This is a genomic window from Maribacter sp. 4G9 (genome assembly GCF_002742265.1).
Taxonomy (GTDB): Bacteria; Bacteroidota; Bacteroidia; order Flavobacteriales; family Flavobacteriaceae; genus Maribacter.
On sequence record NZ_MDGL01000156.1, the window covers coordinates 44,156 to 56,838 of the forward strand.

At 40.6% G+C, this 12,683-nt stretch carries 10 protein-coding genes; 5 read left to right on the forward strand and 5 right to left on the reverse strand.

Annotated features, from left to right (window positions below):
- Positions 1–180 precede the first annotated feature (180 nt).
- The gene (locus BFP75_RS15280; RefSeq protein WP_099546233.1) at positions 181–1,095 is read left to right on the forward strand and encodes a FecR family protein; all 915 of its coding nucleotides are present in this window, start codon (positions 181–183) and stop codon (positions 1,093–1,095) included.
- Positions 1,076–3,604, forward strand: coding sequence for a TonB-dependent receptor (locus BFP75_RS15285; protein ID WP_099546234.1), 2,529 nt, complete (start codon positions 1,076–1,078; stop codon positions 3,602–3,604). Before BFP75_RS15280 ends, BFP75_RS15285 begins: the two co-directional genes overlap by 20 nt.
- Positions 3,605–3,739: 135 nt before the next feature.
- Here BFP75_RS15285 and BFP75_RS15290 read toward each other — a convergent pair whose 3' ends face one another.
- Positions 3,740–4,609, reverse strand: coding sequence for a Brp/Blh family beta-carotene 15,15'-dioxygenase (locus tag BFP75_RS15290; protein WP_099546235.1), 870 nt, complete (start codon positions 4,607–4,609; stop codon positions 3,740–3,742).
- Positions 4,610–4,721: 112 nt separating this feature from the next.
- Between BFP75_RS15290 and BFP75_RS15295 the strand changes: the two genes are divergently transcribed.
- Positions 4,722–5,468, forward strand: coding sequence for a bacteriorhodopsin-like (locus tag BFP75_RS15295; protein ID WP_099546236.1), 747 nt, complete (start codon positions 4,722–4,724; stop codon positions 5,466–5,468).
- A gap of 62 nt (positions 5,469–5,530) precedes the next feature.
- Here BFP75_RS15295 and argS read toward each other — a convergent pair whose 3' ends face one another.
- The gene (gene argS, locus BFP75_RS15300; protein WP_099546237.1) at positions 5,531–7,312 is read right to left on the reverse strand and encodes an arginine--tRNA ligase; all 1,782 of its coding nucleotides are present in this window, start codon (positions 7,310–7,312) and stop codon (positions 5,531–5,533) included.
- A gap of 133 nt (positions 7,313–7,445) precedes the next feature.
- Here argS and BFP75_RS15305 point away from each other — a divergent pair, with 133 nt between their 5' ends.
- Positions 7,446–7,871 carry a hypothetical protein gene (locus tag BFP75_RS15305; RefSeq protein WP_099546238.1) on the forward strand — a complete coding sequence of 142 codons (426 nt, stop codon included), beginning with the start codon at positions 7,446–7,448 and terminating at the stop codon, positions 7,869–7,871.
- Between the two features lie 47 nt (positions 7,872–7,918).
- Positions 7,919–9,343, forward strand: a complete 1,425-nt coding sequence (locus BFP75_RS15310) for an SDR family oxidoreductase (protein ID WP_099546239.1) — start codon at positions 7,919–7,921, stop codon at positions 9,341–9,343.
- A 39-nt stretch (positions 9,344–9,382) separates the two neighbouring features.
- Here the strand turns inward: BFP75_RS15310 and BFP75_RS15315 are convergent, their stop codons facing one another.
- From BFP75_RS15315 to BFP75_RS15325, 3 genes are read right to left on the reverse strand one after another with little or no spacing between them, the layout of a single operon-like run.
- Positions 9,383–11,560: a xanthine dehydrogenase family protein molybdopterin-binding subunit gene (locus BFP75_RS15315; protein ID WP_099546240.1), complete on the reverse strand. Its 2,178-nt coding sequence runs from the start codon at positions 11,558–11,560 to the stop codon at positions 9,383–9,385.
- Entirely contained in the window at positions 11,557–12,051 is a 495-nt protein-coding gene (locus tag BFP75_RS15320) for a (2Fe-2S)-binding protein (RefSeq protein ID WP_099546241.1), read from the reverse strand. Before BFP75_RS15320 ends, BFP75_RS15315 begins: the two co-directional genes overlap by 4 nt.
- 12 nt (positions 12,052–12,063) lie before the next feature.
- The gene (locus BFP75_RS15325) at positions 12,064–12,678 is read right to left on the reverse strand and encodes a hypothetical protein (protein ID WP_099546242.1); all 615 of its coding nucleotides are present in this window, start codon (positions 12,676–12,678) and stop codon (positions 12,064–12,066) included.
- Positions 12,679–12,683 lie beyond the last annotated feature (5 nt).

The window sequence follows — 12,683 nt, forward strand, 5'->3', positions numbered from 1 at the left end:
GTGTGATAGTGTGATAGTAAAGTTAAAAATTTCATTTTTGTACTTGACTCCTGTTTTTGAACTTGATTATTGTTTTTGAATTTGATTTTTGTTTTTGAACTTGATTTTTGTATTTGAACTTGAAATTTGAAGTAGGGTTTTTTACTAGATAGTTGTTAAAGATGTACAAAGCTAAAAGATATGCAAGAAAATTACTTGGCAAAATGGCTTAATAACGAGCTTACCGAATTGGAACTTGAGGAATTTAAGAAGTCCAAGGAGTTTGCCGCCTATCAGAGAATAGCGGATACATCCAAAAAGTTACAGGCACCTGACTTTGATAGTGCCAAGGCTTGGGAACTGCTTCAGGAATCAAAAGGGAAGCAAGAAACACCCAAGGTCATTAGCATATCCCCATTTAAGGCATTTCTTAGGGTGGCAGCGGTCATTGCCGTTTTGCTTACGGGCGCTTATTTTTATTTTGGAACACTTGATAAAACCATCATTACCAAGTTGGCCGAAAACAAGGAAATTTCCTTGCCCGATGCCTCTGAAATATGGCTGAACGCGGAATCCAAACTGTCCTACAATGAAAAAAACTGGGACTCTGAAAGGGCCATCACCCTTGATGGCGAGGCCTATTTTAATGTAGCCAAGGGCAAAAAATTTACGGTTACCACCGCACAGGGAACCGTTACCGTTTTGGGAACCCAATTCAATGTGGAGAACAGGGACGGATTTTTTGAAGTTACCTGCTACGAAGGTTTGGTGAGCGTACTTTTCAATGATGAGGAATTCAAACTTCCCGCAGGGAATTCTGCCATAGCCATTAACGGTCGTTTGAACAAATCAAAGGTTCAAATAAACGGTCGGCCTTCTTGGGTGAACAAAGAAAGTTCTTTTAGGAGTATCCCTGTGAAATTTGTCATCTCGGAATTAGAGCGTCAGCATAATATCGAAGTCATACTGGGAGATATTGATGAAAATCAACTCTTTACTGGGACCTTTAGCAATACAGATTTGGATTTGGCGTTGAAAAGTATAAGCACCCCTCTTAAAATTAGTTTTAAATTAGAGGACAACAAAGTGCTGTTCTATGAGGAAAGCGCCCCTTAAAACGCTTGCGGTACATTTTTTTTTACTTCTTCTGCCATTCCTTTCGAATAAGGGACTGGCACAAGAAATATCCCCGCCAAAAATTCAGGTGATTGGTTTACTTCAGGACTTGGAAAACGAATTCAACATAAAGTTTTCTTTTGCCGATGCCAATTTGGAGGATATTCAAATAAATAGGCCGGAGACCAATGAACTTGAAGCTTCCATTGCCTTCATTATGGCGCAGACACCCTTAGAAATAGAAAAACTTAGTGACCGATATTATTCCGTAGTTCTTAAAAAAACCATTTCCATTTGCGGTATGGTACTGGACAATTTTGAAAATAATACCATACCCGGTGCCACCGTTAGGGTTTTGGATTCTGAAACCGCCATGGTAACGAATATGGACGGGACCTTCACTTTAGATGAAGTGCCGCGCAGGGCGGTCATCCAAATCAGTCATCTAGGATTCAAGCCCTATTTTATTCCGGCAGAAAAACTGATCAACAAAACCCCATGTACCGTCATAACCTTGGCCTTAAGTTACCAAGAGCTTGAAGAGGTGGTGGTCTATAAATTCCTTACGAATGGTCTTGCCAAGTTTTCCGATGGAAGCATCCAAATGAATACGGCCCAGTTTGGTATACTTCCCGGCTTGATAGAGCCGGATATCCTACAATCCGCCCAATCATTGCCCGGAATCAAGAGTGTGGACGAAACCGTCTCAGACATAAATATCCGCGGGGGCACCAATGACCAAAACCTCATTCTATGGGACGGCATTAAGATGTACCAGTCCGGTCATTTTTTCGGACTTATTTCGGCATTTAATCCCTATCTGACCGATAAAATTACCGTCATAAAAAATGGGACCAGCTCCATATACGGGGATGGTGTGAGCGGAGTCATGGACCTGCGAACCAAAAATGAGATTCAAAGCACGATCTATGGTGGCGCCGGTTTCAACCTGATCAGTGGGGATGTTTACGGACAAATACCACTAGCAGAAAACTTGGCCGTACAGTTCTCGGGAAGAAGGTCCGTAACAGATTTTCTAGAGACACCCACCTATACCACTTTTTCTGAAAAGGCCTTTCAGGACAGTGATGTTCTTACTGACAATGACTTTTACTTTTACGACTTTACCGGCAAGTTGTTGTACGATATCAACCCCTATCACAAAGTTAGGTTGAGCCTTATCCATATCAATAACGACCTTGACAATTTTACATTTAGTCCAGATGGCAATGGGGATACCGAAAGTTCCCTGGACCAAATCAACGTTTCATTCGGCGGAAGCCTTGAAAGCGAATGGACGGATAACTTTTATACCCAAGCAAACGTCTATTACACCCAATACCGGCTAACGGCCTTTAGTATTACCGAAAGTGCATCACGGCAGTTGTACCAAAATAACCTAGTAAAGGAATCAGGCGCAAAACTCAACACTAATTACAGACTAACGCCCAGCTTGCAATGGACGAACGGCTACCAATTTACAGAAACGGGTATTGAGAATATTACACGAATAAACCTGCCCTTTTTTGAAAGTAGTGTTAAGGGTGTCATTAGGTCGCACAGTCTGTACTCAGAATTAAGGTTTGAGACGGAAGACAACAGTCTTTTCGCCCAATTTGGGGGAAGATTAAATTATATCGGCAACATCAATACCTTTGAGAAGGTTCTCATAGAGCCTAGGTTAAGTATTTCCTATGAGTTCGCACGCAATTTCAAGGTGGAGGCATTGGGCGAATTCAAGAGCCAATACACTAATCAGGTCATTGACCTGGAACAAAACTTTTTAGGTTTGGAAAGAAGAAGGTGGACCTTGGCAGATGGGAATGTGTTGCCCATAGTGCAAAGCAAACAAGGGTCATTGGGTCTAAATTATGATGAAAACAGATTGTATGTGGGGATCGAGGCATTTTATAAAAATGTAACAGGTATCAATGTATATACCCAAGGTTTCCAGAATCAAAATCAGTTTGATGGCGAAATTGGGGAATACCTGGTAAAGGGTGTGGAATTTTTGGTCAACAAAAAAACGAACGACTATAGCGCTTGGTTCAGTTATGCCTATAATGACAATAAATACACTTTCAATACCTTAGTACCGCCCAACTTTCCCAACAATCTGGAGCTAGAACATTCGTTTACCCTGGCCGGAAATTATATGTATAACGACCTCAAAATAGGTGTCGGCTTCAACTACAGATCTGGGAAACCCTACACTAGACCCGACTTTGGAAATCCCATTGACACCACCATATTTCCAAATGAAATAAACTATGAGACCCCAAACAGCAGTAGTCTACCAGAATATTTTAGGGCGGATGCCTCTGCAACCTATGATTTTAATTTAAGTCAAACCGTAAGAGCATCGGTAGGTGCCTCAATCCTAAACTTTACCAATAGAAAGAATATATTGAATACATACTATAGGTTGGATGAAAATGACGAAATTGAAACAATTCAACGAATATCTTTGGGCGTTACTCCAAATGCTAGTTTTAGGATTCGATTTTAATTGTTTTGAGGTGAACTCTGATTAGCTTTATACTTCTTTTATTGAAGATAGTTCTTTTGGCAACAAACGAATAATTTGGAAAACAAACTACATTCTAAATTCTTTGACAACAGTAAGGTTTAATTTATTTATCTGTCAAATTCCCTTATTTTTTTCCAGTTTAGACATAACAATAACATGAGGAAATGTAATAACAGCCAATACGTATAAAACCACCGTAATAAAATATTCTATTTGGTTCTTTAGCAATAGGTATAAGACCAAAAGACCCACTACTGATACAAACCAATAGATCCAAGAAGATCTTAAATAATTAATAAAATATCTAGGTTTTGAACTACCATATAAAACCTCCATTTGGTCCTTTATTGAAGGTATACTATGCCAAAGAATAAAGTAGATTGAAAATGCCCAAAGCAAAGAGGCAACCTTAAAAACAATATAAAGAACAAGGAACATAAATATTTCCTTCGCCCATTGCACTCTCAAGACTTTATTGAGTGTGAGAAAGACTAAGGAGCCGGATAACCCAATCAGGTTAACAAGAAAACCTAGTTCAATGTATTCTCTTTGAACTAAATGACCCGATACATCATATATAATTTGCTGCACCTCTTCTAAATTGGTATAGAAAATCATGAACAGTATGCTCAAACCATAGAAGATGAAAAATAAATTATGAAACCAATGAGAATAGGCCAGTTTTTCCTTATAGTGTTGTTCCCCAAAATGATACCCGCTAATAAGGATAAAAATGGCTAAAACCAAGGTCCTGGAAAATAAGAATAACAAGGTGACCGTAGATATTACCAAAATATATGGAATGATTGCCTTGGTTGTTTTTAAGTTTTCATGCTGTTTTTTAAGAAGGACAATGTCATTTGCCCCGTGCAAAACCCCAAAGGTGAGGATTAACGCGTATGCAAAATAATCCTGGATGTCAGAAGGTAATTGCGTGGATAGCCATAATCCAAAAAATGTTGTTATTAGGAGCCAGTTTTTCATTAACCAAAAATAATTTGTCTTTGTTTAAAGTTATAACAAAAAAATTAAACAAATTTTATCATTTTATTGTTTAACTTTTAGTATTTTTATTTAAACAAAAAATTGCTATGTTATGAACACATTTTTACAAAATTTACCGCTGTTTGCCGACGTAACAAAAATCGCTAATGACGATTATGTTGGTTTTACTTTTTTTGTAGGTTGCATGGCCATGATGGCAGCTTCAGCCTTTTTCTTTTTGTCAATGAACAATTTTGACAGAAAGTGGAAAACATCTATCCTAGTTTCAGGATTGATTACGTTTATCGCCGCTGTCCACTATTGGTATATGCGCGATTATTGGTCAGGTGTGGGGGAATCACCCACTTTCTTTAGGTATGTGGATTGGGTATTGACTGTTCCCTTAATGTGCGTAGAATTCTACCTCATCTTAAAAGTGGCCGGAGCGAAAAAATCTCTCATGTGGAAACTCATTGCGGCTTCGGTAGTAATGCTAGTAACAGGTTACTTTGGCGAGGCAGTTTATCGTGACAATGCGGCCTTCTGGGGACTCTTGTCTGGTCTGGCCTATTTCTACATTGTATATGAGATTTGGCTGGGAAGTGCCAAAAAACTAGCGGTACAAGCGGGAGGTGCAACACTACAAGCACACAAAATGCTTTGCTGGTTCGTGCTTGTTGGTTGGGCCATATACCCCTTAGGTTACATGGCTGGAACGCCAGGTTGGTATGATGGTTTAGGAGGCCTTGGGCTAAATATGGATGTTATCTACAACATCGGTGACGCTATCAACAAAATTGGATTTGGTCTAGTAGTCTATGGTGCTGCGGTCGCTTCACAATCACCTGAGACAAAATAATTCTCAATTACTAACTCAGATTGCCATGAAAAACCTTTGTTTAAAAACAAAGGTTTTTCTCTTTACATCCTTTCAGGAACCTCGATACCCAACAATCCAAAGGCCATCTTAATGGTATCACCTACTTTTTTAGAGAGCTGAACCCTAAATACTTTCTTTTGCGCATCAGCTTCTCCAAGTATGGATACCTGCTGATAGAAAGAATTGAACTCCTTGACCAATTCGTACGTGTAATTTGCAATCAAGGCTGGACTGTAATTTTCAGCCGCCAATTGAATGGTCTCGGGAAACAGCTGTATTTGCTTTAGCAGTTCCTTTTCCTTTATGTGGAGCTCTGAAATTTGAACGGTCGCCTCAATATTTACATGGGTCTCTTCCGCCTTTCTTAAAATAGACTGAATCCGGGCATAGGTATACTGAATAAAAGGACCTGTATTCCCTTGAAAATCCACGGACTCTTCGGGGTCAAACAAAATTCGCTTCTTTGGATCTACCTTAAGTATGTAGTACTTAAGGGCCCCAAGTCCAATCATTTTATAGAGCTCATTTCGTTCGGCTTCAGAATAACCTTCCAATTTCCCTAATTCCTTGGAAATATTCTCCGCAGTTTGGGTCATATCGGCCATCAAATCATCGGCATCCACAACGGTTCCTTCCCTACTCTTCATCTTTCCGCTAGGCAAGTCCACCATGCCATAGCTTAGGTGATATAACTTTTCGGCCCAAGAAAACCCAAGCTTTTTCAGGATAAGAAATAGCACCTTAAAATGGTAGTCCTGTTCGTTACCCACGGTGTAGACCATTCCATTGATATCCGGATAATCCTTTACCCTTTGAATCGCCGTTCCTATATCTTGGGTCATATATACCGCTGTACCGTCTGACCTCAAAACGATTTTCTCATCAAGCCCTTCATCCGTTAGGTCTATCCAAACACTGCCATCTTCCTTTTTATAGAAAACCCCTTTCTCCAAACCTTCGGCTACAACATCCTTACCCAACAAATAGGTATCACTTTCGTAATAATAGGTATCGAAATCTACTCCCAAGTTCTTATAGGTGGTTTCAAAACCATCATAGACCCAACCGTTCATTTTCTTCCAAAGGGCTACGACCTCCTCGTCCCCGGCTTCCCATTTTTGAAGCATTTTTTGAGCTTCCAGTAAAATAGGGGCATCTTTTTCGGCAACAGCTTTCTCTATACCGCCCTCCACAAGTTGCGTTATTTCCTTTTTATAAGCCTTGTCAAAAGCTACATAATAATTACCCACCAACTTATCGCCCTTTAACCCCGCACTTTCCGGAGTTTCACCATTACCAAAACGTTGCCATGCCAACATGCTCTTGCAGATATGGATACCTCGGTCATTAATAATTTGGGTCTTATACACTTTCTTACCAGCAGCCTTTAGGATTTCGGCTACAGAATATCCCAAGAGATTGTTTCGAATATGACCTAAATGCAACGGTTTATTGGTATTGGGTGAAGAATATTCCACCATAATGGCCTCGTTTGAAGCTGGAACAAGTCCAAAATGGGCATCCTGCTTTACTTCATTAAAAAAGTTTAGGTAATAGCTATCTGAAATAACAATATTCAAAAATCCCTTGACGACATTAAAACCGGCAACCTCCTCAACTTCGGTCTCCAAATAAGATCCTATTTGTTGCCCAATTAGTACCGGGTTCCCCTTTACCTGTCTGAGCATGGGAAAAACGACCACGGTAATATCCCCTTCAAAATCCTTTCGGGTGGGCTGAAATTCCACCGATTCCAATGCCACACCATAGTGGGACAATATTGCCTCCTTGACCTTCGCCTCTAAAACTACTTGAATATTCATCTGCTAGGATTTAAGGCTGCAAAACTAAGCATTTTTTGCCCTTTTAAGGCGAATCTATAGTCATTGCCCCTTCTTTTCTGTAACTTTAATTATCCCATTTATAGTCCAAACAGGACGCCTAAAATATGATAGCATGATATTGAACGTATCTTATAACAATAAATCCATTTCCCAAAAAATAGACAACGAGGTAGGCAAACCCTTTACCCTTAAAGAGCGCTGGGACTTGGGGGGGATAGGATCCCCCAAACTCATTATTACGGAAGCAAGTATGGAGATACGAAATTTGCTCATTTTGGATAACAATAGGGACACCTGTAACATTGAAATTAGGCCTAAGGGCATTATTGTGAGATTCAGGTCCCTATTGGAAACCTTTGCCCTAATTGTACCTTATTATAAACTGACGCTTTACAAAGGCGAGTCCTCCGTGTATTCCCTGTATAGGGACCAATATTTTATTAAAGTGGAATCAGATACCAAAGCCATTCAAAAGTTTTTTAAAAAACTATTGGCGCTTAAAGCCGATAACAGTCCAACCTCCTTGGAAGATCTATGAGGATGCCCAATTTCAAATGTCAATAGTAAAATAAATTTTCTATAGCCATGAAAATATTACTTACAGGTGCCAACGGATATATAGGCATGCGATTACTGCCTCAATTGATTGCTGACGGCCATCATGTAGTATGCGCGGTACGTGATTCTGATAGGTTCTCCATTGATGAAGAAACAAAGGCCCAAATTGAAATTGTAGAAATTGACTTTTTAGAGGAAGTTAAACCGGATGTACTGCCGAAAGATATAGAAATCGCTTACTTTCTGATTCATTCCATGAGTTCATCCACCAAGAATTTTGATGAAAAGGAAGCTGCTACCGCCAAAAATTTCAATTCATATTTAGCTTCCACCAACATTAGACAAGTAATCTACCTCAGTGGTATCGTAAACGATAAAAAGTTATCAAAACATCTGAGTTCCCGCAAAAATGTTGAGGATATCCTATCAAAAGGAAAATTCTCACTGACCGTACTTAGGGCCGGAATAATCGTTGGATCCGGTAGTTCTTCGTTTGAGATCATTAGGGACCTTTGTGAAAAACTGCCCATAATGATTACTCCAAAATGGGTTTTGACAAAGACACATCCAATAGCAATCAGGGACGTCATTTCCTTTCTAATCGGTGTTCTTGGAAATGAAAAGACTTTTGATGACTCTTTTGATATATCTGGCCCAAACGTGCTCACCTATAAAGAGATGCTGCATCAATACGCAGAGGTTAGGGGTTTTAAAAACTGGGTATTTACCGTACCTGTAATGACTCCAAAATTATCATCCTATTGGCTCTACTTTGTCACCTCCACATCCTATAAGTTAGCACTAAACCTTGTGGACAGTATGAAAATTGAAGTTATTGCCAGAGACGATAAACTAGCTAAACTACTCAAAATCAATACGCATTCTTATAAGGAAGCCATTGAAATGGCCTTTAAAAAAATAGAACAAAACTTAGTTGTAAGCAGTTGGAAGGACAGTATGGTCAGTGGGCGCTTCAACAAAAGTTTGGAAAAATATATTCAGGTACCCAAATACGGGGTGCTGAAGGACGAACAGACCCTTAAAATAGAAGACCCAAAAAAAGTGATGGAAAATATCTGGAAAATAGGCGGTGATCATGGTTGGTATTATGGGAATAGTCTTTGGAAAATAAGAGGTTTTCTGGACAAGCTTATTGGTGGTGTAGGACTAAGAAGGGGAAGAACCCATCCGGATAAAATCTATCCCGGAGACTCCTTGGACTTTTGGAGAGTTCTCCTAGCGGATAAAAAGAAAAAAAGATTGCTTTTGTTCGCCGAAATGAAGTTACCTGGTGAAGCTTGGCTAGAGTTCAAGATAGATAAGGACAATATCTTACATCAAACGGCTACATTTAGACCTCGAGGACTAAAGGGACGTTTGTACTGGTACAGTCTCATTCCTTTTCATTATTTTATTTTTGGGGGAATGATTAGGAACATTGGTAAATCCTAAGCCAGAAATATTACACCTTTTAACTTAAATCCTTAATTATTAAGATTGTTTATCCAAATTTGCCTGAAGCGGCATTTCCCTCAAGCGTTTACCGGTTAGCCTAAAAACTGCATTGGCTATTGCCGCTCCAATGGGCCCTAAGGGAGGCTCGCCAACCGCTCCAGGATAATCCGTACCCTGTAGTAACACAACATCTATTTCCTTTGGCGCATGTTTCATCAAAGCCATTTTATAGGGACCATAGATGGTAGGGGTAAGTTCACCATTCTCTACCTCCATTTTTTCAAAAACCGAAGCACTCAGGCCCATAATTATTGCGCCTTCACATTGTGCCTTTACTTGATCCGGATTGACTGCCAATCCCGGATCCATGGCACAGGTCACATTGTGAACCTTTATCACATTATTTAAAACCGAAACCTCGGCAATCTCCGCACAAGGGGTATTGACATCCGTCGACACCGCAAAACCCATTGCTCTACCATCTATAATTCGGTCTTTGTATCCCGCTTTATCGGCTACCGCCTTGATAACCTCCTTAAGCCTTCTACCTTTCTCATCGTCCTGAATCTGGGTCAATCTAAATTCTACCGGATCTATCCCTGCCTTAATGGCCAACTCGTCCATAAAACTTTCAATGGCAAACGTATTCGCCAACAGTCCCAGACTACGCCACCAACTTGTGGCAAATGGTAATTTTACCCTCCAGGAAATGGCACTAAAATTGGGTATGGCCCCATACTGTATCAATCCCCCTCTCCATGCACCCAGATCTGCTCCCAGTATAGGCTCCGCAATCCGGGGCATCATAGGAGACCCAAAGGCAACATCACCACTGGAAACATTGTGTTCCATTGCTTCGATTTTCCCTTCTCGAGATAGTTTTGCCTTTAAAATATGATGGGTGGGAGGCCTAAACGTATCATTTTGAAATTCCTCCTTCCGGGTAAAAAAGCACTTTACAGGTCTTTCAACCGCTTTTGAGAGAACGGCCGCTTGGATAGCATTGGGGGTATGAAGTCGTCTACCGAACCCTCCCCCTAAAAAAGTAGGGATGATATTTACCTTGTCTCGTTCTAGATTTAAACGTTCAGCTATCTCATTTCGGGTTATGGCCACTACTTGGGTAGAAATCATGATGGTAGCTTTATCCTTCTCTACATGGGCTACAGCGCCACAGGGTTCCATTTGGGCATGGGCACCAATGGGAGACCAATATTCCGACACAATTAGATTTTCCCCATCTTCCAAAATTTCTTCGGCATTTCCCACTTTCTGTATGACATAGGGCGTTCCTTTTCCAACGGTAATCATTTCCTTAATATCGTCCGTATTCAATTCTTTTTGACCCTCCCATTGCACTTCAATTTGGGATTTGGCATTTTCGGCTTGAATCATGGAATGTGCAACGACCCCAACAAAATCCTCTTCTACGACTATCTTTACCACGCCTGGCATTTTCTCAGCCTTTGAAACATCCGCCCCAATAAATTTAGCCCCAATCTTGGAAGAGCGCACAACGGCACCATATAACATATCCGGCATGGTAGCATCCATACCAAAAATTGGCGCCCCAAAAACCTTATCCACCAAATCTACACGCGCAATAGGTTTTCCAATATATTTATATTCCGAAAGAGGTTTTAGTTCTGGGGTATCCGGGATATCCCATTCAGAAACCCCTGTTGCAACCTCTGCATAGGTCATACTTTTATTGGCGCTGGAAACTATACCATTTGAAAGTTTTAGAGTGACTACATCTTCTTGCATTTTACTCGCAGCTTCTATCCTAATCATTTCCCGCATGGTGGCGGCCAACTCGCGCAGGGGCACCCACAATGCTGAAACCGAAGTACTGCCCCCGGTGGCAAATGAATCCATATTACCAGAGGAAGATTCTGCATGTACCACGTTAATCTGGTTTATATCTATTTCCAGTTCATCTGCTGCCATTTGTGCCAGGCTGGTAAAAGTCCCTTGTCCCATTTCCACTTTTGGACTATGCAATACAACCTTATTATCCTTTGTGATTTCAAACCAAATTATGGGATTGTCCGTATTTCCTTGATAGGGTGTCTCCACCGTATTGATGACCTTGACTATTTTTCTTCGAATAGGATTTCTGAACAAATAAGTACCTACTGCCAAAACGCCAATAGTTCCTATGCCTCCCCGGATTAAAAATTTACGTCTCGAAACTTTTTTCTTACCTGTCATACCTTATTGTTTTCAACCCTTTTATCGGTTTCTTGCTGACTAAGTTCAGACGCTCTATGAATAGCCTTTCTCATCCTATAATACGTAGCGCAGCGACAAACATTTATAATATTCCTATCGATATCATCATCTGTAGGATTTGGAATGTTTTTTAACAGAGCTACGGTAGCCATCATAAACCCAGGCTGACAATACCCACACTGTGGGACTACTTCCTCTATCCATGCCTGCTGAACGGGATGCGGATTTTCTTTGGTACCCAACCCTTCTATCGTGGTAACTTCTTTTCCTTCGGCAAACTTTACCGCAAAGGAACAGGATCGAACACTATTCCCGTCGACCAATAAGGTACAAGCCCCGCAGGCTGCCTTTCCACAACCAAATTTCGTTCCCTTTAGGTCTAAAACATCCCTAATAACCCATAACAACGGCGTTTCAGGATCAACTTCAATAGGATAAAGCTCCCCGTTTACTTTTAAAGATATTTCCATGTATAAAATGATTTATTCCGAAGGAATTATTGCTCCGTTCCCAAACCAACGAATCACTGCCTCCTTGAACCTTTCCTTTGAAACTGGTGGTAGCGTTCTCTCCTTTCCATTGGCATCCACACCAGGGTCCCATGCCCATAAAACCAATTCGTCCTCAGTTAAATGCGTAATCAATTCCTCGTGTGTTCTATCTCCATTGCTCGTTTTATCAAGTAACTTCTTGGCAATTTCAATTCGTGAAAGACCTTCCCAACCCATGGACGCAGGAGCCAGTGACCAATGAGGAGCGCCAGGCACCCCAGAATAGGCGTTATTCTCAGATTGATGGCAGGTCGTGCAACTTGTGGCCTCAAACCCCTTGTCGTTATTACCCCGTTTCATTCCAAAATAATGTGGATGGGCATTATCCCCTTGCTTAGGTACATTATCGCTTGGATGGCAATTAAGACACCTTTGATGCGTCAAAACATCAATGATTCTATCAAAATCCTCATGTTCTACAGAATAGCTTTCCTTTTGGACATCAAGTGAATGTTCAAATGTGTTAGGTCTATTTTTAGCCGTTACCGAAAGAACTAATAAAAGAATACCAATAATAACGGCCAACCCAGTAATAGTTCTCAACATAAACT

Bases quoted from the DNA above. Each gene is read 5' to 3' on its own strand.
- BFP75_RS15280 (WP_099546233.1), top strand. From the start codon at position 181: ATGCAAGAAAATTACTTGGCAAAATGGCTTAATAACGAGCTTACCGAA.
- BFP75_RS15285 (WP_099546234.1), top strand. From the start codon at position 1,076: ATGAGGAAAGCGCCCCTTAAAACGCTTGCGGTACATTTTTTTTTACTT.
- BFP75_RS15290 (WP_099546235.1), bottom strand. From the start codon at position 4,609: ATGAAAAACTGGCTCCTAATAACAACATTTTTTGGATTATGGCTATCC.
- BFP75_RS15295 (WP_099546236.1), top strand. From the start codon at position 4,722: ATGAACACATTTTTACAAAATTTACCGCTGTTTGCCGACGTAACAAAA.
- argS (WP_099546237.1), bottom strand. From the start codon at position 7,312: ATGAATATTCAAGTAGTTTTAGAGGCGAAGGTCAAGGAGGCAATATTG.
- BFP75_RS15305 (WP_099546238.1), top strand. From the start codon at position 7,446: ATGATATTGAACGTATCTTATAACAATAAATCCATTTCCCAAAAAATA.
- BFP75_RS15310 (WP_099546239.1), top strand. From the start codon at position 7,919: ATGAAAATATTACTTACAGGTGCCAACGGATATATAGGCATGCGATTA.
- BFP75_RS15315 (WP_099546240.1), bottom strand. From the start codon at position 11,560: ATGACAGGTAAGAAAAAAGTTTCGAGACGTAAATTTTTAATCCGGGGA.
- BFP75_RS15320 (WP_099546241.1), bottom strand. From the start codon at position 12,051: ATGGAAATATCTTTAAAAGTAAACGGGGAGCTTTATCCTATTGAAGTT.
- BFP75_RS15325 (WP_099546242.1), bottom strand. From the start codon at position 12,678: ATGTTGAGAACTATTACTGGGTTGGCCGTTATTATTGGTATTCTTTTA.